The sequence below is a fragment of the Xanthomonas sp. DAR 34887 genome (assembly GCF_041245805.1).
GTDB lineage: Bacteria > Pseudomonadota > Gammaproteobacteria > Xanthomonadales > Xanthomonadaceae > Xanthomonas_A > Xanthomonas_A tesorieronis.
Window position 1 is genome coordinate 1,955,502 of record NZ_CP162490.1, and the last position, 23,545, is coordinate 1,979,046.

Here is a 23,545-nt window from a genome sequence, read left to right on the forward strand (position 1 = left end):
GATGTCGGCATGCCCGACGCGGCCGCCGACGATGCCGATTGGGCCGCGGCGGCGCGGCAGTTGCTGGTCCAGACCGATGCGCGGCTGTGCAAGCGCTTCGACCAGGGCGACGACATCGACCGCCTGCTGGCGCTGCGCGCGCGCGCGCTGGACCAACTGATCAAGCACGCCTGGAACCGCTGCCTGCCGCGCGATGCCGGGCTGGCGCTGTACGCGGTCGGCGGCTACGGCCGCGGCGAACTGTTTCCGCGCTCGGACATCGACCTGCTGGTGTTCGGCGAACCCGAGCACCAGCGCGCCCACGAACAGGCGCTGGCGCGGTTGTTCGCGCTGCTCTGGGATGCCGGCGTGCCGGTCAGCCATGCGGTGCGTTCGGCCATGCAATGCACCACCGCCTGCGCCGACCAGACCGTGCTGACCGCGCTGATCGAGGCGCGCCCGCTGCTCGCCGATGGCGCCGCGCGGGCGGCGCTGGCCGCAGCGATCGCGCCGCAGCAGGTGTGGACGCCGCGCGCGTTCTTCCTGGCCAAGCGCGAGGAACTGCAGACCCGCCACCAGCGTTTCGGCGACACCGCCGACAATCTCGAGCCGGACATCAAGGATGGCCCGGGCGGCCTGCGCGACCTGCAGACGCTGGGCTGGATGGCGCTGCGCGCGTTCGGCGTGCGCGACCTGGAAGCGCTGGTCGGACTGGGCCATGTCGGCAGCGACGAGGCCGCGGCACTGCGCCGCGAGCGCCGCGAGCTGGCGCGCCTGCGCTACGGGCTGCATCTGGTCGCCAACCGCCCGGAGGAGCGCCTGCGCTTCGACTACCAGAAGACCCTGGCGCAGCGCTTGGGCTTCTCCGACGACGCCGAGAGCCTGGGCGTGGAGAAGATGATGCAGCGCTTCTACCGCAGCGCGGCGATCGTGCGCCGGCTCAGCGACCGCCTGCTGCAGCGTTTCGAGGAACAGTTCGACGGCGAGGCGCAGCCGCAGCCGCTGGATGCCGAATTCTCGCTGCGCCGCGGCTATCTGGCCGCCGATGCCGAGACCTGGCCGCAGGCCGATCCGGTGCAGGTGTTCGCGCTGTTCGCGATCTGGGCCGCGCATGGCGACGTGCGCGGCCTGCATTCGCTGACCGCGCGCGCGCTGGCCGAGGCGTTGCCGCAGTTGCCCGCCTACGACAGCGCCAGCGCGCTGGCGCGCGAGCGTTTCCTGGCGCTGCTGCGCGGCCCGCGCGCGGTGCAGACGCTGACCCGGATGGCGCGGCTGGGCGTGCTCGGGCAATGGATCCCTGCGTTCGCGCAGGTCTCCGGGCGCATGCAGTTCGACCTGTTCCATGTGTATACGGTGGACCAGCACACGCTGATGGTGCTGAAGAACATCGCGGTGTTCGCCAGCGCCCGCGCCGACGACCGCTTCTCGATCGCGCACGAAGTGTGGCCGCGGCTGCGCAAGCCGGAACTGCTGCTGCTGGCCGGGCTGTTCCACGACATCGCCAAGGGCCGCGGCGGCGACCATTCCGAACTCGGCGCGGTGGATGCGCGCGCGTTCTGCGTCGGCCACGGCCTCAGCGCGGCCGATACCGAGCTGGTGGTGTGGCTGGTCGAGCAGCACCTGCGCATGTCGGTGACCGCGCAGAAGCAGGACATCTCCGATGCGGACGTGATCCACCGCTTCGCCACCCTGGTCGGCGACCGCGAACGCCTGGACTACCTGTACCTGCTGACCTGCGCCGACATCGCCGGCACCAGCCCCAAGCTGTGGAACGCGTGGAAGGACCGGCTGCTGGCCGACCTGTACTTCGCCGCGCGGCGCGCGCTGCGCGACGGCCTGGAGCATCCGCGCCCGGTCGCCGAGCGCGTGCAGGAGGCGCGCGAGGCCACGCGCGCGCTGATGCATATCCAGGGCCACGACGATGCGATCATCGACCGCCAGTTCGCGGGCATGCCGGACGAGACCTTCCTGCGCTTCCGTCCCGAGCAACTGGCCTGGCAGGCGAGTTCGCTGATGGAAGTGGAGCTGGGCGGCACCCTGGTCAAGGTGCGCCCGGTGACCCCCGACGACGACGCATTGGAAGTGTTCGTGTATTCGCCGGACCGCGACGGCTTGTTCGCCGCGATCGTGATGACCCTGGACCGGCTCGGCTACGGCATCCACCGCGCGCGCGTGCTCGACGCGCCGCATGAGGCCATCTTCGACACCTTCGAGGTGACGCCGGCCGATGCCTTCGCCAGCGGCGATACCGCGCAGCTGGAAGCGGCGCTGCGCGAGGCGCTGTCCGGCGACCTGACCCGGCTGCGCCCGGCGCGGCGCGTGGTGCCGCGCCAGCTGCGGCATTTCCGCTTCGCCCCGCGCATCGAATTCCGCGAGAGCGTGGACGGCCGCCGCACCCGCCTGAGCCTGGTCGCGCCGGACCGGCCCGGGCTGCTGTCGAACGTGGCGCAGGTGCTGCGCCGCCAGCAGCTGCGCGTGCACGACGCGCGCATCGCCACCTTCGGCGAGCGCGCCGAGGACGTGTTCCAGATCACCGACGAGCACAACCTGCCGTTGCCCGATTCCTCCCGCCAGACGCTGCACGCCGCACTGCAGGCCTGTCTGGATCCCGATACCCCGCCTGGAGACCCCCGCTAATGGCCACCAAGAAGCCTGCCGCCGCCAAGAAGCCCGCTGCCAAGACCGCCGCCGCCAGCAAGACTGCCGCGAAGAAGGCAGCGGCCGGCAAGCCCGTTGCCGCCAGCGCCGCGGCCAAGCCGGCAGCTGCGCCGAAAGCGCCGGCCAAGCCGCTGCGCGCCAAGCCCGCCGCCGGCCCCAGCGCCGACGAACTGAAGTTCACCATCGACAGCGCCTTCGAGCGCCGCGCCGCGCTGACCCTGGACGAGATCGAAGGCTCGACCCGGCCGGTGGTCAACCGCGTCATCGATGGCCTGGAATCGGGCGAGTTCCGCGTCGCCGAGCCCGATGGGCATGGCGGCTGGAAGGTCAACGAGTGGCTGAAGAAAGCGGTGCTGCTGTACTTCCGGGTCAACGAGATGGCCGTGATCGAGGCGCAGCCGGCGCCGTTCTGGGACAAGGTCGAATCGCGCTTCGCCGGTTACCACGAAGCCGAGTTCCGCAAGGCCGGCGTGCGCGTGGTGCCGGGCGCGATCGCGCGCCGCGGCAGCTACTTCGGCAAGGACGTGGTGCTGATGCCGAGCTTCACCAACATCGGCGCGCACGTGGGCGAAGGCACCATGGTCGATACCTGGGCCACGGTGGGTTCGTGCGCGCAGATCGGCAAGCACTGCCACCTGTCCGGCGGCGCCGGCATCGGCGGCGTGCTGGAACCGCTGCAGGCCAGCCCGACCATCATCGAGGACCACTGCTTCATCGGCGCGCGTTCGGAAGTGGTGGAGGGCGTGGTGGTCGGCCACCACAGCGTGATCGGCATGGGCGTGTTCATCGGCCAGAGCACGCGCATCTACAACCGCGCCACCGGCGAGGTCTCCTACGGCTACGTGCCGCCGTACAGCGTGGTGGTGTCCGGGCAGTTGCCGTCCAAGGACGGCTCGCATTCGCTGTACTGCGCGGTGATCGTCAAGCAAGTCGACGCCAGGACCCGCAGCAAGACCAGCGTCAACGACCTGTTGCGCGGCCTGGCCGATTGAGCGCGCACCCGGACCCGCGCGAGGGCGTCCTCTCCCGGGCTGCGTCGCGCTGGGTGAGGTGGGGTATCCCCGCATACTGGCTGGGCTGGAGCGTGCTCTACACGGTCGGCGTGCTGCTCCGCGACCCCACGGTGCCCACAGGCGGGCCGTGGCACTGGATCGTACCGGCGCTGGTGGTGGCGATGGCCGTGCGTTGGCTGCGGCAACCGGCGCGCTGGGCGCAGGTCTACGACGCCGGCGACGCCTTGCTGGTCGAGCGCCAGGGGCAGCGGCAGCGCATCGACCTGCGCGAGCTGCGTGCGGTCGAGCCGGCCTGGCTGATTCCGCCGGTGCGGCTGGCGCTGCGGATGCAGGCCGCGGATGCACCGGTGATCTTCCTGCCTGCCCGCGGGCAGTCGCCCGAACGGCTTGCCGCAGGCCTGATGGCGCGCGCCGATGCGCGCCGCGCAACCACAGGAATTCCATGACATGACCACGCTGTACGGATTGAAGAACTGCGACACCTGCAAGAAGGCGACGAAGTGGCTGGACCGCTTCGGCGTGGCCTACACCTTCGTCGACTATCGCGAACACAAGCCGAGTCCGGAGACCCTGGTCGCGTGGGCCGGCAAGGCCGGCGGCTTCGATGCGCTGGTCAACAAATCCTCGACCACCTGGCGGCAATTGCCGGACAACAAGAAAACGCCGGGGTCCGAGGCCGAATGGAAACTGCTGCTGCGCGAATACCCGCAACTGATCCGTCGTCCGCTGCTGGTCACCGACGACGGCCAGTTCAGCCAGGGATTCTCGGACAACGGCTTCAAGCAACGTTTCGGCGTGGGCTGAAGCAAGGTCGGTGGTGCCGCTGCTCCTCGCTCCCTGTAGGAGCGGCTTCAGCCGCGACCGTAGCGCCCGGGGTTGCACCGGAACCCGGGTCAAGCGCAGTTGCCGGCATGTCTGGCACCCTTAGTGTCTGTCGCGGCTGAAGCCGCCCCTACAGTGATTTCCCGCCATGTCCGACGTCGTTGACCTCACCTGCGACCTGATCGCCCGCCCGTCGGTCACGCCCGACGACGCCGGTTGCCAGGAGCTGATCGCGCAGCGGCTGGCGCGTGCCGGCTTCGCCATCGAGCGGCTGCGTTTCGGCCAGGTCGACAATCTGTGGGCCACGCACGGCAGTGGCGGGCCGGTGCTGGCGCTGCTCGGCCATACCGACGTGGTGCCGCCGGGGCCGCGCGAGGCCTGGACCAGCGATCCGTTCGTGCCGCAGATCCGCGACGGCGTGCTGTACGGACGCGGCGCCGCCGACATGAAGAGTGGGGTGGCCGCGTTCGTGGTCGCCGCCGAACAGTTCGTTGCCGCGCATCCGCGGCATCCCGGCACGCTGGCGGTGCTGCTGACCTCCGACGAAGAGGGCGACGCGCTGGATGGCGTGCGCAAGGTCGCCGAGACCTTCCGCGCGCGCGGCGAGCGCATCGACTGGTGCATCACCGGCGAACCGTCCTCCACCGAACGCCTCGGCGACCTGCTGCGGGTCGGCCGCCGCGGCAGCCTGTCGGCCACGCTCGCGGTGCGTGGCGTGCAGGGCCACGTGGCGTATCCGCACAAGGCGCGCAACCCGATCCACCTGGCCGCGCCGGCGCTGGCGGAACTGGTCGCGCGGCATTGGGACGACGGCTACGAGAGTTTCCCGCCGACCAGCCTGCAGATCTCCAACGTGCATGCCGGTACCGGCGCCAACAACGTGATCCCCGGCGAGCTGCAGGTGGCCTTCAACCTGCGCTACAACCCACATTGGGACGCGCCGCGGCTGGAAGCGGAGATCGCCGCGCTGTTCGATCGCCACGGCCTGGATTACACGCTGCGCTGGCATCGCAGCGGCGAGCCGTTCTACACCCCGGAAGGGCGCCTGCGCAGCGTCGCGCGCGAGGTGTTGGGCGAGGTCGCCGGCGCGGCGCCGGAAGAGAGCACCGGCGGCGGCACCTCCGATGCGCGCTTCATCGCGCCGCTGGGCGCGCAATGCATCGAAGTCGGACCGGTCAACGCCAGCATTCACCAGGTGGACGAACATGTGCGCGTGGCCGACCTGGAGGCATTGCCCGCGCTGTACCTGCGCCTGATCGAACGGTTGCTGCCGTAACAGTTGCGCCGCTGCGCCAGCCGGGTTACGGTCGCCGCATGACCTTGCTGTCCGCCCTCCGCCCGATCCACGCCAACGGCCGCAATAATGCGCTGGCGAATAATCGTGCGCGGCCAATGCGGGTCTGCGAATAGGCGCTACCGAAACACCACGCCCAGTATCCAGAAAACCCGCATCGGCCGATGCGGGTTTTTTTATGTGTGTCGTTTTTCCCGCATCGCGGTGCCGGCCGGCCTGCGCTGCACACCACACCGCAACGACCTGCTACCCCACACACCATCCAGGAGCTTTTCCATGTGTTCGATCTTCGGCATCTTCGGCCTGCAACCGGGCGACGACCTGCAGGCGCTGCGGCGGCAGGCGCTGGACTGCTCGCAGCGGCAGCGCCACCGCGGTCCGGACTGGAGCGGCGTGTATGTCGACGACGGCGCGATCCTGGTGCACGAGCGCCTGGCCATCGTCGATCCGGCCGGCGGCTCGCAGCCGCTGCTGTCCGAAGACGGGCAACTGGCGCTGGCGGTCAACGGCGAGATCTACAACCACCGCGAACTGAAAAAGCAGCTGACCCGGCCCTACGCGTTCCAGACCGGCTCGGACTGCGAGGTGATCAATGCGCTGTATCGCGAAACCACGCCGGCTGAGCTGCTGAACCGGCTCAACGGCATCTTCGCCTTCGCGCTGTGGGACAAGGCTGCCGGGCGCGTGCTGATCGCGCGCGATCCGATGGGCGTGTGCCCGCTGTACTGGGGCCACGACAGCCAGGGCCGGCTGCGCGTGGCCTCGGAGATGAAGTCGCTAGCCGACAGCTGCGCCGATGTCGCCCAGTTCCCGCCCGGCCATTACTACGACAGCGCCAGCGGCCAAGTGCAGCAGTACTACCGCAAGCCGTGGCGCGACTACGCCGCGGTGCAGGGCGTGCAGGTGGGCAAGCAGGAACTGCGCGAGGCGTTCGAACGCGCCGTGCACCGCCAGCTGATGACCGACGTGCCGTACGGCGTGCTGCTGTCCGGCGGCCTGGATTCGTCGCTGGTCGCGGCGGTAGCGGCGCGTTTCGCGCGCAAGCGCATCGAGGACAACGACGAGGCCGAAGCCTGGTGGCCGCGCCTGCATTCGTTCGCGATCGGCCTGAAGGGCTCGCCCGATCTGGCCGCCGCGGCGATCGCCGGCGAGGCGCTGGGCACCGTGCACCACGGCTTCGAATACACCTTCGAGGAAGGCCTGGACGCGCTGCCGGAAGTGATCCGGCACATCGAGACCTACGACGTCACCACCATTCGCGCGTCCACGCCGATGTTCCTGCTGGCGCGGCGAATCAAGGCGATGGGAGTGAAGATGGTGCTGTCCGGCGAGGGCAGCGACGAGATCTTCGGCGGCTATCTGTACTTCCACAAGGCGCCGAACGCGCGCGAGTTCCACGAGGAGCTGATCCGCAAGCTCGACGCGCTGTACAACTACGACTGCCTGCGCGCCAACAAGTCGATGATGGCCTGGGGCGTGGAGCCGCGGGTGCCGTTCCTGGACGTGGAGTTCCTGGACGTGGCGATGCGCATGGACGCGCAGTACAAGATGATCGACAGGACCAGCAGCGGCGCGATCCGCATGGAAAAAGGCGTGCTGCGCGAGGCCTTCGAAGGTTATCTGCCCGATTCGATCCTGTGGCGGCAGAAGGAGCAGTTCAGCGACGGCGTCGGCTATGGCTGGATCGACGGGCTCAAGGCGCATGCCGAGGCGCAGGTCAGCGACCGCGAGCTGGCCGCGGCCGACAAGCGCTTCCCGGTCAACCCGCCGCAGACCAAGGAAGCCTATTACTACCGCACGCTGTTCGAGCGCGCGTTCCCCACGCCGGCCGCAGCCGAGACCGTGCCCGGCGGCAAGTCGATCGCCTGCTCCTCGCCGGCGGCGATCGCCTGGGATGCGAGCTTCGCCAACGCCGCCGATCCGTCGGGGCGCGCGGTGGCCGGGGTGCACGCGCAGGCGCTGGGGGCGTAACCCGCGCACGGCGCCGGCAACGCGCCGGCGCCGTGCGGCAGCGGTCCGTTAGCCGGCGAGGCGATGGCGACGATTGCGTCGCCGCCGCCTGCGCCACTGCCGTGGCTCACTCCGATGGCTGCGGCGGCGGTGGCGGCGGGTGATCGTCGCCGTTGCCGCGGTTTGCGGGCGCCGCGCCGGTGCCGGTTTCGATACGAATGCGGCCCTTGCCTTCGCGCTTGGCCGCGTACAGCGCGCGGTCCGCGCGCTTGAGCAGGTCCGGCACCGTGTCGCCGGGGTGCAGCCGCGCCGCCCCGGCGCTGAACGCGAACGCCACGTCGCCCACCCGCAGCCTGCAGACGCGTTCCAGCAAGCGCTGCAGCAGGTCGCCGACCTGCGCATCGCGCATGCCCTGGAACAGGATGCCGAACTCCTCGCCGCCCAGCCGGCCGACCCTGCACCCGTCGCCCAGGCGCGCCAGCTCCGCGGCCAGCGCCAGCAGCACCGCGTCGCCGACATCGTGGCCGTGGGTGTCGTTGACTTGCTTGAAGTCGTCGACGTCCAGCATCGCGAAATGCAGCGCGCGCTCGCCGCGTGCGGCGGCGAAGTCCTGCAGCTGCCCGGTCAACGCGCGGCGGTTGGCCAGCCCGGTCAGCGCATCGGTTTCGGAGATGCGCCGGTAATCCTCCTGCAGCGCGAAGGTGCTGCGCATGCTGCGCACGAACACGCGATTGAGGGCGAAGCCGATCAACGACACCGCCGCGACCAGCAGCGCGAGCAGCGGCAGGTCGGACCTGGCCGGTACCGGCGCCGGCTGCGCGATCAGCATGATCGACCAGGTGCAGGCCAGCACCAGCAGATAGTCGCGCGAGAACAGGAACAGCAGGTTGACGCCCAGGCATAGGGTGACCGATACCGGCAGCAGCCAGAACTCGCCGTGCCAGCCCATGCCGTGCAGTTCCAGCCGATAGGCGGCGGCCAGCGCCAGCACGTACAGCGCACCGCTCAGGCGCCACTGCCAGAACCGCCTGGACAGCGCCGAACCCGCCGTCGTACCGAGCAGCGCGGCGAACGCCAGAGCATAGGCAAGATCCAGCGGCCGCTGCAGGTGGGGATTGAGCAGCAGGGTGGCCAGCCAGACAGCGATGGTCAGCCACTGCACCGCCATGATCGAAGGCGCCAGTACCTGGCGAATGTGGGTCTGATACGTCATGTATGCCCTTCAAGACCTGTGGCTGCCGGGTCTTGGCGTGCGCAACGCCCACACTGCGGTGTCTCGATTGCCCAGGATCGATCCCTGGTTATCGGCATGAGGAAAGCGCGCTTGAGCGCCGCCGCGCCTTGGGCCGATGCCGCGCGGCGGTCGCGTGCGCAGCTATTCGAAGCGCATGCAGCGCCCGTAGCGCTCCGGCTGGATGTCCACGCCGGAGGCGTCGGCCTGGTTGTTCTTGCGCCACAGGTTCTGGCGGAAGTCCGGACCGCTGCAGTTGGCGGCGCGGTCCACGCCGATCGTGTAGGTGTAGGGATTGCCCTTGAAGGTATTGTTTTCGAAGGTGTTGTCCTGGCTCATGCTGTTGTCCCAGCACAGGATCTCCGGGGTGCGCTGGCGGATCGAGCAGGCCAGGTAGATGCCGGCGCCCTTGTTGCCGATGAACTGGTTGCCGACGAACAGGTTGCGCCGCGCATCGGCCAGGTACACGCCCTGGCTGCCGTTGCGCTCCAGGCGGTTGTCGCGGATCTCGCTGTCTTCCAGGTGCTCGGTGGTGATGCCGGCGGCGACGTTGTCGTGGATGTAGTTGTCGATCAGCTTGACCTTGGCGGTGCGGTTGAACGACACGCCGTCCCAGATCGCGCCGGACACGTCGTTGCGCTCGATCAGCAGGTCGCGGCTGTCGTACTCGCTGAGCAGGCAGGCGCTGCGGCACTTGCTCACGCGCAGCCCGGACAGGCGGATGTTCTGGCCGGCGCGCACCACCACCAGGCTGTTGCTCAGGTACGGGCGCTCGGGCATGAATTCCTTCTCGGCGCTGCCGCCGACGATCTGCAACTGCTCGACGACGACGTCGCGGATCGGCCGCTGCGGGCGTTCGTTCTGGTAGTCGCCGACCACGATGACCGGTTGCTGCACCCCGTCCTGCATGCGCAGCACGGTGGCGTCGCCCTGGCCGCGCAGGCGCAGGCCGTCGCGCTGGATCGACAGCAGCTTGGTGACGTGGAAATCGCCGGCGGTCAGGCACACCGTGGCCGGCTTGCCGTCGTTGGGCACACGGTCCACCGCGGCCTGCAGGTCGTCGCCCGGCTCGGCGCGCACGCTGCAGTCGGTGGCGGCGGCCGCAGGGGCGGCCGCCGTGGCGCAGCCGCTCGACAGGCAGGCGGCGAGCGGCAACAACAGGGCGAGCAGGGGACGGGAATTCATCGGATACAGGCTCCGCTTTGGGGGAGGAGGAGGCGCCAGGCCGCAGGCACCGCGCTGGTCGCAGCGGCAGGTGGGACCGCGTGGTGCGCATCGGCGCGACGAGTGCCTCATTGTCGCGCAGCCGGCCTTAATGTCAGCGTGTAGCGGGCCGGGCCGGGCAGGAAGGGCGATGCGCGGCCTTGCACCCAGTCCTCGTGGCCGGCGCCCCAGAACGGCGACAGCGGATTTTCGCTCTGGCCGCCGGGCATCTGCGCGATGCCGTCGGCCTCGTGGCCGGGCGCGACCACCATGCGCTCGGAAGCGCCGAAGTTCGGACGCTGCACCCGCGGCATGTCGTTGTCGCCGGGCAAGGGCTCGGCCGGCATGCACAACCAGCGCCGCAGCACTCCCGGCAGCGATCGCGCCAGCGGATGACAGATCGCGGCGGTGTTCTGTTCGCCCCAGCGGCGCTGCGGCAACGGCGCATCCTGCTCGGGCTGGTCGCGGACCTCGGCGGCGGCGTCCTCCAGCAAGGCCTGCCAGCTGCCATAGCGGCGCGGCAGCAGATGCGGCGGTTGTTGCTGCAGCATCGGCCAGGCCACCGCTTCCAGCTGCGGCAGCGGCGGCATCGCGTAGTCGGCGCCCAGTTCGGCGCGGGCGGGGGCGATCAGGCCGTCGCGGATCCGGGTCAGCAGCGCCAGGCGCCAGGCGCGCACCAGCCGGTAACTCACCGAATCGGTGCTGGCGCGGCCCTCCCAATGCTTGCTGGCCTGGGCCAGCGCATGCAGCGCCGGCGTGGCGGCGCCGCCGTCGCGTTGCTGCAGCAAGGTCCACCAGCGTTGCAACAGCAGCGCGCGGTCGTCGAGCTGGATGGACAGCAGTTGGCGCTCGTCCAGTTGCGGATGCAGGCGCAGGTCGTCGCGGATCTGTTGCGCGCGCGCGCCCAGTGCGTAGCCGCCATCGCCGAGCACCGCCAACTCGTCGCCGCCGACCACGCGCGCATTGGCGGTCCACAATTGCCCGTCGGCAGGATCGATGCGCTGCGGCGAATGCGCCGTGGACACCGGCCAGGGCGCGCAGCGCTGCGCCGCCGGTACCGCCGCGCTGACGTCGTGGACCAGGGCGTCGCTGGGACAATTGGCGCCGCGCAGCGGCAGCGCGCCGAGCACGTGCCAGCCGATATGCCCGGCACTGTCGGCCAGCAGCATGTTCTGCGCAGGCGTGGCGATATGCTGCGCGCTGGCGAAGGCGCTGGCGAGGGAGTCGGCGCGGGCCAGGTCGGCCAGGCCCAGGTTCAGCGCGCCGGGCAGCTGCGCCGCCCAGCGCTGCGCCAGCGCGGTGCCGTCCGGCTCGTGGTGCAGGATCGGGCCGTAGGCGGTGTCTTCCACGTCCAGGGTCACGTCCAGGCCGCCGGCCACCTCGATTTTTTCGCGGTGGTGGACGACCGCGGTGCAGCCGGGCTGCGGCGTGGCCGCGCACGGCGTCAACCGGTACCAGTCGCTGGTGTCGGTATAGCTGTTGGTGAAGCCCCAGGCGACGTGGCCGTTGCTGCCGACGATCACCGCCGGCAGGCCCGGCAGCGAAAAGCCGGTGACGTCGACACGGCCGCCCGGCGCCTGCGCGTCGGCGTAACGCAGGCGCACGCGGAACCACAGGCTGGGCGCACCCAGCTGCAGATGCATGTCGTTGGCGACGATGGCGCGACCGTCGACGCTGCGGCTGCCGGCGATGGCCCAGTTGTTGCTGCCCGGTGCGGCATGGTCCGCGGTGCTGGCGTCGCGCGGGGCATCGGGCAGGGTACGCAGGTCGACCTGGCTGGCGTCGGGCAGGGTGGCGTCGCCGCGCGCCGGGGCGTCCAGCGCCGCGTCCCAACTGCTGCCGTCGTGGCGCAGCAGGGCGAACAGCGGCGCCGGCAAGTGCTGTTGCAGGCGATACAGCGACAGTTCGCGGCCGAGCTGGCGGCCTTGCAGATCGAAGTACATCGCGTCGCCGGCCAGCACCGAATCCACCGGTTGCCAGTCGCGCGGCGTCTTGACCAGCAGCAGGTAGGGCCACGGCCGCACCCGCAGCGCGTGCAGGCCGCGATTGACGCCGGCGCTATAGGCCTGCAGCGCCGCAGCATGGCCGCCGCCGAAGCTGGCCAGTTGCGCGGCGGCGTGCGCGCGCAGGCGATGCATGCGGCGGTGCTTGTCCACCCCGAGCGTGGCGTTGCCGACCAGGTCCGACAGTTCGCCGGCCGCGGCGCGGCGCATCAGGTCCATCTGGAAGTAGCGTTCCTGCGCATGCACGTAGCCGAGCGCGCGCATCGCGTCGACCTCGTTGCCGGCATCGATGGTCACCGTGCCCCGTGCGTCGCGCTGGATCTGCACCGGCGCCGTCAGCCCGTCCAGGTCGACCTGGCCGTCGAGCGTGGCCAGGCTGCCGCGCAGCAGTAGCCATGTCGCCAGCGTCAGGCCGATCGCCAACCCCGCCAGCCACAGCAGTCCCCTTTTCCACTTACTCCGCATCCAAGCATCTCCGCTGGCCCAGGCCCGATTCTAGACGCGACTGCGTGTCGTTCTTGCAACGGCGGCTGGCCGTTGCGCGAGGTTGTGCCAGGATCGGTGTCGTTCGCACACGGATGCCTGCGCCGGCGGTGGAATCGGGATGCTAATGATTCCGATTGGAACGCGGCGCGCGCGGCTCGGGCACTATGGCGGCCTTAGACGTTACGGAGCCTGCCCCATGAAGGGACATCCTGAAGTTGTGCAATGCCTGAAAGACCTGTTGCGCGGCGAACTCGCCGCACGCGATCAGTATTTCATCCACTCGCGGCGCTACGAGGATCAGGGCCTGCAGGCGCTGTACGCGCGCATCAACCACGAGATGGAAGAGGAGACCGAGCACGCCGACGCGCTGCTGCGGCGCATCCTGTTCCTGGAAGGCGACCCGGACATGCGTCCGCATGCGTTCGAGCCCGGGCGCACGGTCGAGGAGATGCTGGAGAAGGACCTGAAGGTCGAGTACGAAGTGCGCGCCAATCTGGCTGCCGGCATGAAGCTGTGCGAGGAGCACGGCGACTACGTCAGCCGCGACGTGCTGCTCAAGCAGCTGCAGGACACCGAGGAAGACCATGCCTGGTGGCTGGAGCAGCAACTGGGCCTGATCAAGCGTCTTGGCATGGCGCTGTACCAGACCTCGAGGATCGACGGGCACGTGTCCGGCAAGGACGCCTGATGATGGTGAGCGGGGAGGCATCTCCGCCACGGCGGCCGCGCCAGTGCCGGCCGCGCGTCGGTGGCAGGCAACAGGTCGGCCCCATTTCCGCTGCCGCCCGCCTCGGGCCGCTGGCGTTGCGATGACCTTTCATCCAGGTGCATGTCTTGGCTCGCGTCTGCGGGCAGCGTCCGCCATGCATCGGGCGCAGTTGAAGCCCAGTCTGCGTCGCCTCTGATCGCCTGCGCCTGCGCCCGAAGCGGGCGAGGTTCTTTTACCGATAGCGACTCCCGCCTGTCCGCTGCGCCAGCGGCTGGGCGCTGTCCCGTGCTCGGGCATTCGCCGATGCATGACGTCGTCGCGCCCGCCAAACACTGTTGCAATGCCGCAAAACGCAGTCGTCGGTGGCATGCATACCATCGCGAAATTCCTTTTATTTCCAATTGGTTGCGAAAGGCGCGAGGTCCGTGCCGGGTGTTGCGCGGGCGGCGCTTGCAAAACGGTAGTTATCGCTATACGGTAGTTTTCACTACTTAATTGCGCGATGGCGAGGGGCGTTCGATGCAGGCGAGTCTGGGTGTGAAGCGGTATGGCGCGGCGTGCGTGGCCGTGGCGGCGTGGTTGTCGGCACCGGCCGCCGCGTTCGCCGCGACGGCACCGGCGCAGGGGCTGTGGCTGACCGCGGCCAAAGATGCGGTCGTGGAGTTCGGGCCCTGCGCCGACGCGGCGACGGCGCTGTGCGGACGCATCGTGTGGGACAAGGACGCCGGCACCGCCGCCGATACCTGTGGCGTACAGATCGCGCGCCTGGCGCGCGAGGACGGCGATACCTGGCGCGACGGCTGGGCCTTCGATCCGCGCAGCGGCAAGCGCTACAAGGCCACGCTGCGCGCCAGCGGCAAGGCGCTGGACCTGCGCGCCTTCATCGGCGTGGAGGTGCTCGGCGAGACCGAGCGCTTCACCCGCGTGCAGGCGCTGCCCAGCGCGCCGGTCTGCGCCAAGTAGTTCACCGCCGCGCGCCGGCGCCATCGACGCGCGGTCCCGGCGACGGTTCCGCGCATCCCACGATCCTCAGCGAACCAGGGGAATTCAGATGACTGCAGTCCGCTTCATGGCGACCCTCGCGGGCGCACTGGCATTGCAGGGCGCGTGCTGCGCCCAGGCCGACGCCCAGCAGGCCGACACCGATGGCGTGGTGAACTACGAGTTCCAGAACCAGATCAAGCTGATGAGCGAGCAGCGCACGCGCGGCGTGTCCGACTCGCTGATGCGGCCCTCGCTGAAGTGGACCGCCCAGTTCGTGCACGCCAGCGGCTTCGTCGCCCTGCTGGAGGTGGCCAAGGTCAGCAAGAAGCAGTTCGTCGACGGCGACGGGCTGGGCATCACCGCCGCGGCCGGCTACCGCTTCGGCAATCCCGATGCCTGGCATGCCGGCGTCGGCCTGGCCACCGAGCGTTTCCCCGGCGCCAGTTTCCTGGCTCCGCACCGGATCGATCTGCAGGCCGGCACGCCGGAGGATTTTCGCCGCACCGACTACGACAGCGACTTCGGCGTGCTCGAGCTTGGCTACGGGGCGGTCGAAGGCCGTGTGCTGTACGTGTTCTCCAAGACCTACCGTGGCGCCGACACCGGCGGGGTGTGCGCGCAGATCCTGCAGTTCGCCGCGGACCCGACGGTGGCGCTGCGCTGCTTCGCGCGCGGCGAGCACGACTCGCGCGGCACGCTGCTGGGCGATCTCAACTACCAGACGCCGCTGCTGCCGGCGATGCTGCCGTCGACCACGCTGCGGCTGCACGCCGGCTACCAGAAGCTGCGCAACTTCAGCGAGGGCAGCTTCGCCGACTACCAGATCGGGGTCACCCACAAGCATTGGGGCCTGGACTGGAATCTGGACTGGGTCAGCACCCGGGTCAACGCGCACGAGCTGTACTGGGTGCAGGACGGCGCGCGCATCCGCAAGACCGACGGCGACACGCTGGTGGCCTCGATCGGCTACACGTTCTGACCCATGCGCAGCGAACTGCTCGATGCCGACCGTGGCGGCGACCAGCCGCTGGTGCTGGCGGTGGATCTGGGAACCTCCGGCTGCAAGTGCGCGCTGGTCACGCTGGACGGCCAGGTGATCGCCTGGGCGTTCGAACCGGTGTCGCTGCACGTGCACGGCGTCTGCGCCGAGCAGGATCCGCGCGACTGGTGGAATGCGCTGCTGGTCACCGCCGCAGCGGTGCTGCAGGGTGGCGAGGCGCTGCGCCGGCGGGTGATCGCGCTGTGCTGCTCGACCCAGGGCGAATGCACCGTGTGCGTGGACCGCGACGGCCACGCGCTGGGCAACGCCATGCTGTGGCTGGACATGCGCGGGCAGGCGGCGATCGCGCGGCGCCTGCGCGGGCGCTGGCTCAACGTGCGCGGCTATGCGCCGCTGAAGCTGCAGCGCTGGTTGCGCCTCAGCGGCGGCGCGCCGTCTCGCAGCGGCAAGGACTGCGCCGGCCACATCGCCTACCTGCGCGATCATGAGCCGCAGCGCTACCAGCGCACGCACAACTTCCTCAATGCGCTGGACTATCTCAACCTGCGCCTGACCGGACGCTTCTGCGCCACGCCGGACTCGCTGCTCACCACCTGGGTCACCGACAATCGCGACCCGACGCGGATCCGCTACGACGCCGGGCTGCTGCGCCTGCTCGGCATCGAGCGCGACAAGCTGCCGGATCTGGTGGCGTCCACCGAGGTGCTGGGTCCGCTGCTGCCGCAGGTGGCCGCGCAGTTGGGCCTGGCGCCGCAGACCCGGGTGATCGCCGGCGCCATCGACAACTCGGCGGTGGCGGTGGCCGCGGCGGTCGAAGACTACGCATCGCATCTGTACCTGGGCACTTCGTCGTGGCTGGGCGCGCACGTGCCGCGGATGAAGACCGACGTGTTCAGCAACATCGCCGCGGTGCCGTGCGCGGTGAGCGGGCGCTACCTGGCCACCGCGCTGCAGTCCACCGCCGGCGCCAACCTGTCGTTCCTGCGCGACCGCATCCTGTTCCATCCCGACGAGCTGCTCCGCGACGAAGAACGCCCGGACGTGTACGAGGTGCTCAACGTGATCGCCGCGCGGGTGCCGGCCGGCGCCAACGGCCTGTTGTACATGCCGTGGCTGTTCGGCGAGCGCACTCCGGTGGAGGACCACAGCCTGCGTGCCGGGCTGGTCAATCTCTCGCTGATGCACACCCGCGAGGACATCATCCGCGCCTTCATGGAAGGCGTGGCGTTGAACACGCGCTGGATGATGGAGCCGTTCGCACGGCTGCTCGGCCGCGATCCCGGCGTGATCGCCGCGGTCGGTGGCGGTGCGCAGTCGGACCTGTGGTGCCAGATCATCGCCGACGTCAGCGGCCAGCCGATCCGGCAACTGCACAACCCGATCCAGGCCAACACGATCGGCGCCACCTTCATCGCCGCGGTGGGCCTGAGCCGGCTGCGCTTCGCCGATCTGCCGGCGCTGCAGCGCGCGCGCCGGGTTTACGAACCGTCCGCGGCCACGCGCGCGCTGTACGACGACCGCTATGCGATGTTCCGCGAGTTGCAGCGCACCCTGGCGCCGATCTACCGGCGCATGAATCCCGCGCCCGAGTGCGTACCGGAGGTCCCCCAGCATGTTTGCCCATGAACAACGTGCGCGCGTGGTCGCGCTGTGCGTGGCGTTGTCGCGGCGCGGCTATCTGGCCGGCACCGGCGGCAACGTCGCGCTGCGCCTGGATGCCGAACGTTTCGCAGTGACGCCCTCGGCGATCGACTATCTGGCGATGCGCGCCGACGACATCTGCGTGGTGCGCCTGGCCGACCTGCGGCAGGTGGAAGGCGCCGCCACGCCATCGGTGGAAACCGGGCTGCATGCGCAGGTGTTGCGCCGCCGCGGCGACGTGGCCTGCAGCATCCACACCCATCAGCCGGTGGCCAGCGCCTGTGCATTGCTGGGCGAGGCGCTTGCGGTGGAGGATCCGGCGTTGCAGGCAACGATCGGTGCGCATGTGCCGCTGGTCGGCTATTTCCCGTCCGGCACCGGCCTGCTGGCCTGGTTGCTGGCGCGGCAACTGTGCCCTTCGAGCAACGCCTATCTGATGCGCAACCACGGCGTGCTGTGCTGCGGCCGCAGCCTGGAACAGGCGGTGGCGGCGGTCGATGCGCTGGAGCAGGTCGCGCGTGCCCATCTGGCGCGCCGCATCGAGCGCCGCGCGCTGCACGACGCCGGCCTAGCCGCGCCGCTGCGTGCCGTCCTCGCGGCGTTGGAGGCCTGAGCGCATGTCGCACGTCCTTTCCGTTTCCGTTCCCCCGAGCCCGGCACCGACCATGAGCCAGACTTCCGCCATTTCGCAATGGCCCGATGTGGACCAGCTGTACGCACGCTTCCATGCACTGGTGAACCAGCCGATGCGGCCGATCGGCGCCGCCGGCATGGCCAAGGTGATGCGCTATTTCGACGAGCGCTGCCAGGGCTCCAAGCGCCTGGGCGAGGCGGCCAAGCAGGTGATCCCCGGCGGCGTGCAGCACAACCTGGCGTTCAACCATCCGTTCCCGCTGGCCATGCGCAGCGCCGAGGGCGCGCACCTGACCGACGTGGACGGCAACCGTTACCTCGATTTCCTGCAGGCCGGCGGCCCGACCCTGCTCGGCTCCAATCCGCCGGAACTGCGCGAACACGTGCAGGCGGTGCTCGACCAGTGCGGTCCGGTCACCGGCCTGCTGCACGAATACGAGGTCAGGCTGGCCGAACTGGTCTGCGCCAGCATGCCGGCGGTGGAGATGCTGCGGCTGCTCGGCTCCGGCACCGAGGCGGTGATGGGCGCGGTGCGCCTGGCCCGCACCCACACGCGCAAGAAGTGGATCATCAAGATCGGCGGCGCCTACCACGGCTGGAGCGACCAGCTGGTGTACGGCATGCGCCTGCCGGGTACCGGGCGCATGGAGGCGATCGGCATCCCGCGCGGTGCCACCGCCCATACCCAGGAATGTCATCCCAACGATCTGGATGCATTGCGCCGCAAGCTGCAGTTCAATCGCCTGCGCGGCGGCACCGCGGCGGTGCTGCTGGAACCGCTGGGGCCGGAGAGCGGCACGCGGCCGGTGCATCACGACTACAACCGGCAGGTGCGCACGCTGTGCGACGAGTTCGGCGCGCTGCTGATCTTCGACGAGGTGGTCACCGGCTTCCGGCTCGGCCCGGGCGGCGCGCAAGGCTATTTCGGGGTGATGCCGGACATCACCGTGCTCGGCAAATGCCTGGCCGGCGGCTATCCGATGGCCGGGGCCATCGGCGGCCGCCGCGAGGTGATGATGAGCCTGGTCGGCGGCATCGGCACCACCGCGCGTCGGGCCTTCGTCGGCGGCACGCTGTCGGCCAATCCGCTGTCCTGCGTGGCCGGCTACCACGCCTTGCTGGAGGCGCAGCGCAGCGACGCCGCCGGCCAGGCCGGCCGCGCCGGCGATCGCCTGCGGCAGGGCCTGGAGGCGATCATCCGCCGCCTCGGCCTGCCGTACGTGGTCTACAACATGGGCTCGATCGTGCATCTGCAGACCTCCGGCGTGCTGCTGCTGGACACCGGCAACCTGTACAAACTGTGGCGCGTGCGCGACGAGGCCAAGCGGCGCAAGCACATGATGGAGGAAATGGGCGCGGCGTATTCCGCGCATGGCCTGATCACCCTGGCCGGCAGCCGCCTGTACACCAGTCGCGCCGACACCGATGCGGTCGTCGACGAGGCGTTGAACCGCTTCGACGACGTGTTCAAGCTGGTGTAACGCATGCCCGCCGCATCGCACATCCAAACGCTCTGGCTGCACACCCGCGAGCGGCTCGTGGCCAAGTGTCTGCTCGGCGACGACGCGGCGGCGCTGGCGCTGCGCTGTCCGGGCAGCACGGCGATGTACTGCGGCGCGCTCGATACAGAGCGGCCGCTGTTGTTGGACTGGCGCGACCCGGCGCTGCCGGCGTCGGCGCAGGTGCACGCGCAGGTCTACCTGCGGCGTCCCGATGCCGGCGCCAGCGCCTGGTCGGCGGGGATGTTCGGTCACCGCCTGGCCGATGTCGGCGGCGTGCTGCCGCAGGTGTTCGACGAGCAGGCCCGGCACATCGGGCCGATGCCGGCGCCGCTGGCCGCCGCGGCCGCGTTGGCGGGCGCACCGCCGCAGATCGGCAACGCGCTGCTGCTGGGCGGGCGCCCGCTGTGCCTGGGGACCAGCGCGCAGCGGCTGGCGCTGAACGTGGAACTGTTCGAGAAATGCGCCAAGGCCTACGTGCTGGCCGCGGCCACCGGCGGACGGGTGCGGGAACTGCCATGGTGGGTCCGGCGCATCGCCAACGGGCGCTTGCGCAAGGACCAGACGCGTGCCGCCGCGGCCTTCGCCGCCGGCCAGCTGCCGGCCGAAGCTAACGGGTATTGAGGAGCCACTGCGATGACCGCCACGCCATCCCCGTCGTCCCTCCCGCCAGCGGCCACGCGGGCGGCGCGTCCGCTCGCTGCCGCGCTGTCGATCGGCGCGATCGCCTTGCTGATCCTCGGCGTGCAACCGATCGTGCTCGGCGCGCTGGTCGAGCAACGCCTGATCACGCTGCCCGGCGTGGGGGTGGTGGCGATGGGCGAGATTGTCGCGCTGGGCGTCGGCGTGGCGGTGGCCGACGCGCTGTTGCCGGTGGCCTGGCAGCGCGCCACCGCGGTGCTGGCGGCGCTGCTCGCCGCGCTGCTGAATCTGGCCACGGTGCAGGCGCAGGGCGATGTCGCCTTCGTCGCGCTGCGCGCCGCCGCCGGCCTGGCCGAAGGCCTGTTGCTTTGGGTCGCCACCGTCAGCATCGTGCGTGCGGCCGCGCCGGACCGCATCACCGCGGTGTTCATGGTGGTGCAGGCGCTGGCGCAGATCGCGCTGGCGGCGACCCTGGCGCTGTGGGTGCTGCCCTCGGCCGGCTGGAAGGGCGGTTTCGTCGCCATGGCCGCGACCAGCCTGCTGGCGGCGGGACTGGCCGCGGCCTTGCCGGCACCGGCGGCGCTGGCGTCCGCGGCCAGCGTCGCGTCCGCGGCGACCGCGACGGCGCGGTTGCGCTGGTCGGCGGCCACGCTGGCGCCGTTGCTGGTGGCGTTCCTGCAGATGTCGGCGATCGGTGCCCTGTGGGCGTATCTGGAGCCGCTGGCGCTGCGTGCCGGACTGGACGCGCATGCGGCGCAGCTGCAGACCTCGTGGGTGCTGGGCATGCAGATCGTCGGCGGGCTGGCGGCGATCTACTGGGTGCGGCGCTTGCCGGTGACCGCGACGCTGGCGCTGGGCGGCCTTGCGCTGTGCCTGGTGGCCGCGGCGATGTATCGGGTTCCCGGCGGCGCTGCGCTGGGGTTCGCGGCGGTGTGCGTGGTGTTCGGCTTCGCCTGGATGTTCCTGATGCCGTTCCATGTCGGCCTGGCCTTGCGCGCCGATGCGCAGGGCCGGGTGGCGGTGCTGATTCCGGCCGCGCAGTTGATCGGCTCCGCCTGCGGGCCGCTGCTGGCGTCGCTGCTGCTGCACGCCGACGACCCGGCGCCGGTACCGCTGGTCGGGCTCGGCTTCGCGCTGGCCGCGGCGCTGCTGGCGCTGTGGATCGGCCTGCGGCAACGCCGCCCGGCGGTCTTGCGGGCCGGCACGCATGCGGGTTGATGGCGATCGATCGACGGCACAGGTCGCCGCCGCGACGCGAGTCGGCATGCCGTGCGTGGCGCAGGGCAGGGCACTGCCATGCGCAGGCTGGTGGCCGATGTCCGACGACAGGGAGGCGTGCGATGTCGCCTGAGCCTGTGCAGGACACCGCGCCGGCGACCATCGCCGCCTTGTTCGCCGCGCAGCAGGCCACGGCGCTGACCTGGCGGACGTCCTCGGCCAACGCGCGCCGCGAGCGCCTGCGCGCACTGCGTGCGGCCTTGCTGGCGCGGCGGCCGGCGCTGATCGCCGCCTTCGCTGACGATTTCGCCAAGCCCGCACTGGAAGTGGAACTGACCGAGCTGTTGCCGGTGGTGGACGAGATCGCCACCGCCATCGCGCAGCTGCCGCGCTGGATGCGTCCGCGCAACGTCGCGCCGACCCTGCTGGCGTTGGGCACGCGCGCGCGCATCGCGTACCAGCCCAAGGGCCGCTGCCTGATCGTCGGGCCCTGGAACTATCCGGTGGCCACCGTGCTGGGTCCGCTGGTGTCGGCGCTGGCCGCCGGCAATACCGCGCTGATCAAGCCCTCCGAGTTCACCCCGCAGGTCAACGCGGTACTGCAGGTTGTGCTGGAAGCGGCGTTCGCGCCGAACGAGGTGGCCCTGGTGCAGGGCGGGGCGGCGACCGCGCAGGCGTTGCTGGCGTGTCCGTTCGACCATGTGTTCTTCACCGGATCGGCGGCCGTGGGCCGGCAGGTGATGGCGGCCGCGGCGCAGCAGTTGGCGCCGGTGACGCTGGAACTGGGCGGCAAGTCGCCGGTGATCGTCGACCGCAGCGCCGACCTGCGCCGTGCCGCCGAGGTGATCGTCTGGGCCAAGCTGGTCAACGCCGGGCAGACCTGCATCGCGCCGGATACCTTGTTCGTGCATCGCGAGGTGCGCGCGTCCTTGCTCGATCGGTGCCGCACGCTGCTCGCCCGGCGTTACGGCGCCGACGCGCAGGCCATCGCCGCCAGCCCGCATCTGGCGCGGATGATCCACCCGGCGCATGCCGCGCGCGTGGCCGCGCTGATCGACGAGGCCCGTGCCGGCGGCGCGCAGCTGCTGGCCGGCGGCGAGCACGATGCGGCGCGACGCTATGTGGCGCCGACCTTGCTCGCGCAGGTGCCGCCGCAGGCGCGCATCGCGCAGGAGGAAATCTTCGGCCCGGTGTTGCCGGTGATCGAATTCGAGCGCCTGGAGGAAGTTCTCGAGCGGCTCGACGCCGCGCCCAAACCGCTGGCGCTGTATCTGTGGAGCCGCGACCGTGCCCGCATCGCGCAGGTGCTGGCGCGCACCAGCTCCGGCAGCGCGGTGGTCAACCACTGCCTGCAGCAGTTCGTGCACAGCGGCCTGCCGTTCGGTGGCGTCGGCGCCTCGGGGTTCGGCAGCGCGCACGGCGTGCACGGCTTTCGCACGTTCTCGCACGAACGCGCGCTGCTGCAGGGCGGGCGCCTGCCGATCGTCAAGGCGTTCTTTCCGCCGTACTCCGCCTTGCAGCAGCGGCTGGCGACCGGTCTCAGCCGCTGGCTGGCGTGGCGCTGAATGTTGCGGCCGGTGCGTCATTTGCGGGCGCGGTAAGATGCGATGTCGGCGCATGCAGCGACGTTGCGGCGCAGTCCGCGCAACCATTACCTTGGCGACGCATGTCGTCAGGCCGGCGTAATGCCGCTACCGCGGCGTCCGCTGCCTTCACCACCATCGAGATCCCATGCCCGCCGACACGTCGCGTCCCGCCGCACCGCACCGCCCGCGTCTGACCGGGAACAAGGTGCCGGCCCAGCATCGCGCCACCGAAACCTACGAACAGATCCTCTCGGTCACCGCGCAACTGCTCGGCGATGTCGGGGTGGAACGGTTGTCGACCAACCTGGTGTGCGCGCGCGCCGGACTGACGCCGCCGGCGCTGTACCGCTATTTCCCCAACAAGTACGCGCTGCTGTCGGAACTGGGCCGGCGATTGATGCAGCGCCAGAACCAGCTCATTCCGAAATGGATCACGCCGCAGGCGATGAGTGGCACGCGCGAGGACCTGCAGCGCGCGCTCGCGGGGCTGGTGCTGGAGACCTACCGCGTCACCAAGGCGACCGAGGGCGGAGTGTGGGTGCTGCGCGCGTTGCGTGCGGTGCCGGCGTTGCAGCAGGTACGCCTGGACTCGCATGCGCAGGTCACCAAGGGCCAGGTGCGCTTCCTCAGCGAGGCGTTTCCCGAGGCCGACCCGCGCCAGTTGCGGCTGGTCAGCCGCATCGCCGTCGACCTGATCTACGCCACCGTGGAGCTGCTGTTCGACACCCGGCTCAGCGCCCGCGCCGTGGCCGACACGGTGGCGGCGATGATCGCCAGCCATGTCGAGCAACTGCGCGCTGGGGCGTTGGCCGAATAAGGCGGGGCTGCGGCCCGGCTGTGGGGCCGCTGCGTGGCGCACGCGCGCCTGAAAAACGGGAGCGCAGGCGCGACGACCAATGACGGTGCGAACGCGGCGTCGCCAAGCGGCCGCTTGCGGCGGGCAACATGCGCAGCGGCAGCGGCAGCGGACAAGGCGCGGCGTGCGCAAGGCACG

At 70.4% G+C, this 23,545-nt stretch carries 19 protein-coding genes; 16 read left to right on the forward strand and 3 right to left on the reverse strand.

What is annotated here, in order from left to right; genetic code table 11:
* Nucleotides 1–9: 9 nt before the first annotated feature.
* From AB3X08_RS08270 to asnB, 6 genes are all read left to right on the forward strand, one after another.
* The gene (locus AB3X08_RS08270; RefSeq protein ID WP_369938483.1) at nt 10–2,616 is read left to right on the forward strand and encodes a [protein-PII] uridylyltransferase; all 2,607 of its coding nucleotides are present in this window, start codon (nt 10–12) and stop codon (nt 2,614–2,616) included.
* Nucleotides 2,616–3,629: a 2,3,4,5-tetrahydropyridine-2,6-dicarboxylate N-succinyltransferase gene (dapD, locus tag AB3X08_RS08275; RefSeq protein WP_369937533.1), complete on the forward strand. Its 1,014-nt coding sequence runs from the start codon at nt 2,616–2,618 to the stop codon at nt 3,627–3,629. The genes AB3X08_RS08270 and dapD overlap by 1 nt, the downstream gene beginning before the upstream one ends.
* 53 nt (nt 3,630–3,682) lie before the next feature.
* Complete coding sequence (locus AB3X08_RS08280; RefSeq protein WP_369937534.1) at nt 3,683–4,096, forward strand: hypothetical protein; 414 nt, start codon at nt 3,683–3,685, stop codon at nt 4,094–4,096.
* A 1-nt stretch (nt 4,097) separates the two neighbouring features.
* The gene (locus AB3X08_RS08285) at nt 4,098–4,454 is read left to right on the forward strand and encodes an arsenate reductase (RefSeq protein WP_369937535.1); all 357 of its coding nucleotides are present in this window, start codon (nt 4,098–4,100) and stop codon (nt 4,452–4,454) included.
* A 166-nt stretch (nt 4,455–4,620) separates the two neighbouring features.
* The gene (gene dapE / locus AB3X08_RS08290; protein ID WP_369937536.1) at nt 4,621–5,748 is read left to right on the forward strand and encodes a succinyl-diaminopimelate desuccinylase; all 1,128 of its coding nucleotides are present in this window, start codon (nt 4,621–4,623) and stop codon (nt 5,746–5,748) included.
* A gap of 294 nt (nt 5,749–6,042) precedes the next feature.
* On the forward strand, nt 6,043–7,737 hold the full coding sequence (gene asnB / locus AB3X08_RS08295) for an asparagine synthase B (RefSeq protein ID WP_369937537.1): 1,695 nt from the start codon (nt 6,043–6,045) through the stop codon (nt 7,735–7,737).
* 106 nt (nt 7,738–7,843) lie between these two features.
* Here asnB and AB3X08_RS08300 read toward each other — a convergent pair whose 3' ends face one another.
* The 3 genes from AB3X08_RS08300 to AB3X08_RS08310 all read right to left on the reverse strand — a co-directional run bounded on the left by AB3X08_RS08300 (nt 7,844) and on the right by AB3X08_RS08310 (nt 12,618).
* Nucleotides 7,844–8,929 carry a sensor domain-containing diguanylate cyclase gene (locus AB3X08_RS08300; RefSeq protein ID WP_369937538.1) on the reverse strand — a complete coding sequence of 362 codons (1,086 nt, stop codon included), beginning with the start codon at nt 8,927–8,929 and terminating at the stop codon, nt 7,844–7,846.
* 162 nt (nt 8,930–9,091) lie between these two features.
* Complete coding sequence (locus AB3X08_RS08305; protein WP_369937540.1) at nt 9,092–10,132, reverse strand: right-handed parallel beta-helix repeat-containing protein; 1,041 nt, start codon at nt 10,130–10,132, stop codon at nt 9,092–9,094.
* Between the two features lie 107 nt (nt 10,133–10,239).
* Nucleotides 10,240–12,618 carry a penicillin acylase family protein gene (locus AB3X08_RS08310; protein WP_369937542.1) on the reverse strand — a complete coding sequence of 793 codons (2,379 nt, stop codon included), beginning with the start codon at nt 12,616–12,618 and terminating at the stop codon, nt 10,240–10,242.
* A gap of 217 nt (nt 12,619–12,835) precedes the next feature.
* Between AB3X08_RS08310 and bfr the strand changes: the two genes are divergently transcribed.
* The 10 genes from bfr to AB3X08_RS08360 all read left to right on the forward strand — a co-directional run bounded on the left by bfr (nt 12,836) and on the right by AB3X08_RS08360 (nt 23,368).
* Nucleotides 12,836–13,327 (forward strand): bacterioferritin, encoded by a 492-nt coding sequence (bfr, locus tag AB3X08_RS08315; RefSeq protein ID WP_369937544.1) that lies wholly within the window; start codon nt 12,836–12,838, stop codon nt 13,325–13,327.
* Nucleotides 13,328–13,867: 540 nt separating this feature from the next.
* The gene (locus AB3X08_RS08320) at nt 13,868–14,311 is read left to right on the forward strand and encodes a DUF2147 domain-containing protein (protein ID WP_369937545.1); all 444 of its coding nucleotides are present in this window, start codon (nt 13,868–13,870) and stop codon (nt 14,309–14,311) included.
* A 106-nt stretch (nt 14,312–14,417) separates the two neighbouring features.
* Nucleotides 14,418–15,311, forward strand: a complete 894-nt coding sequence (locus tag AB3X08_RS08325; protein ID WP_369937547.1) for a TorF family putative porin — start codon at nt 14,418–14,420, stop codon at nt 15,309–15,311.
* Nucleotides 15,312–15,314: 3 nt separating this feature from the next.
* Nucleotides 15,315–16,958: a xylulokinase gene (locus tag AB3X08_RS08330; protein WP_369937548.1), complete on the forward strand. Its 1,644-nt coding sequence runs from the start codon at nt 15,315–15,317 to the stop codon at nt 16,956–16,958.
* The gene (locus tag AB3X08_RS08335; protein ID WP_369937549.1) at nt 16,945–17,586 is read left to right on the forward strand and encodes a class II aldolase/adducin family protein; all 642 of its coding nucleotides are present in this window, start codon (nt 16,945–16,947) and stop codon (nt 17,584–17,586) included. Before AB3X08_RS08330 ends, AB3X08_RS08335 begins: the two co-directional genes overlap by 14 nt.
* 52 nt (nt 17,587–17,638) lie before the next feature.
* Complete coding sequence (locus AB3X08_RS08340; protein WP_369937551.1) at nt 17,639–19,087, forward strand: aspartate aminotransferase family protein; 1,449 nt, start codon at nt 17,639–17,641, stop codon at nt 19,085–19,087.
* Between the two features lie 3 nt (nt 19,088–19,090).
* On the forward strand, nt 19,091–19,729 hold the full coding sequence (locus tag AB3X08_RS08345; protein ID WP_369937552.1) for a hypothetical protein: 639 nt from the start codon (nt 19,091–19,093) through the stop codon (nt 19,727–19,729).
* Between the two features lie 84 nt (nt 19,730–19,813).
* Nucleotides 19,814–20,965 (forward strand): MFS transporter, encoded by a 1,152-nt coding sequence (locus AB3X08_RS08350; protein WP_369938484.1) that lies wholly within the window; start codon nt 19,814–19,816, stop codon nt 20,963–20,965.
* 122 nt (nt 20,966–21,087) lie between these two features.
* Entirely contained in the window at nt 21,088–22,530 is a 1,443-nt protein-coding gene (locus tag AB3X08_RS08355) for an aldehyde dehydrogenase family protein (protein ID WP_369937554.1), read from the forward strand.
* Nucleotides 22,531–22,696: 166 nt separating this feature from the next.
* On the forward strand, nt 22,697–23,368 hold the full coding sequence (locus AB3X08_RS08360; protein WP_369937556.1) for a TetR/AcrR family transcriptional regulator: 672 nt from the start codon (nt 22,697–22,699) through the stop codon (nt 23,366–23,368).
* The last annotated feature ends 177 nt before the right edge of the window (nt 23,369–23,545 follow it).

What these genes read in the sequence shown, in the direction of transcription:
- AB3X08_RS08270 (WP_369938483.1), top strand. Translation starts at nt 10, where the DNA reads ATGCCCGACGCGGCCGCCGACGATGCCGATTGGGCCGCGGCGGCGCGG.
- dapD (WP_369937533.1), top strand. Translation starts at nt 2,616, where the DNA reads ATGGCCACCAAGAAGCCTGCCGCCGCCAAGAAGCCCGCTGCCAAGACC.
- AB3X08_RS08285 (WP_369937535.1), top strand. Translation starts at nt 4,098, where the DNA reads ATGACCACGCTGTACGGATTGAAGAACTGCGACACCTGCAAGAAGGCG.
- dapE (WP_369937536.1), top strand. Translation starts at nt 4,621, where the DNA reads ATGTCCGACGTCGTTGACCTCACCTGCGACCTGATCGCCCGCCCGTCG.
- asnB (WP_369937537.1), top strand. Translation starts at nt 6,043, where the DNA reads ATGTGTTCGATCTTCGGCATCTTCGGCCTGCAACCGGGCGACGACCTG.
- AB3X08_RS08300 (WP_369937538.1), bottom strand. Translation starts at nt 8,929, where the DNA reads ATGACGTATCAGACCCACATTCGCCAGGTACTGGCGCCTTCGATCATG.
- AB3X08_RS08305 (WP_369937540.1), bottom strand. Translation starts at nt 10,132, where the DNA reads ATGAATTCCCGTCCCCTGCTCGCCCTGTTGTTGCCGCTCGCCGCCTGC.
- AB3X08_RS08310 (WP_369937542.1), bottom strand. Translation starts at nt 12,618, where the DNA reads ATGCGGAGTAAGTGGAAAAGGGGACTGCTGTGGCTGGCGGGGTTGGCG.
- bfr (WP_369937544.1), top strand. Translation starts at nt 12,836, where the DNA reads ATGAAGGGACATCCTGAAGTTGTGCAATGCCTGAAAGACCTGTTGCGC.
- AB3X08_RS08320 (WP_369937545.1), top strand. Translation starts at nt 13,868, where the DNA reads ATGCAGGCGAGTCTGGGTGTGAAGCGGTATGGCGCGGCGTGCGTGGCC.
- AB3X08_RS08325 (WP_369937547.1), top strand. Translation starts at nt 14,418, where the DNA reads ATGGCGACCCTCGCGGGCGCACTGGCATTGCAGGGCGCGTGCTGCGCC.
- AB3X08_RS08330 (WP_369937548.1), top strand. Translation starts at nt 15,315, where the DNA reads ATGCGCAGCGAACTGCTCGATGCCGACCGTGGCGGCGACCAGCCGCTG.
- AB3X08_RS08335 (WP_369937549.1), top strand. Translation starts at nt 16,945, where the DNA reads ATGTTTGCCCATGAACAACGTGCGCGCGTGGTCGCGCTGTGCGTGGCG.
- AB3X08_RS08340 (WP_369937551.1), top strand. Translation starts at nt 17,639, where the DNA reads ATGAGCCAGACTTCCGCCATTTCGCAATGGCCCGATGTGGACCAGCTG.
- AB3X08_RS08345 (WP_369937552.1), top strand. Translation starts at nt 19,091, where the DNA reads ATGCCCGCCGCATCGCACATCCAAACGCTCTGGCTGCACACCCGCGAG.
- AB3X08_RS08355 (WP_369937554.1), top strand. Translation starts at nt 21,088, where the DNA reads ATGTCGCCTGAGCCTGTGCAGGACACCGCGCCGGCGACCATCGCCGCC.
- AB3X08_RS08360 (WP_369937556.1), top strand. Translation starts at nt 22,697, where the DNA reads ATGCCCGCCGACACGTCGCGTCCCGCCGCACCGCACCGCCCGCGTCTG.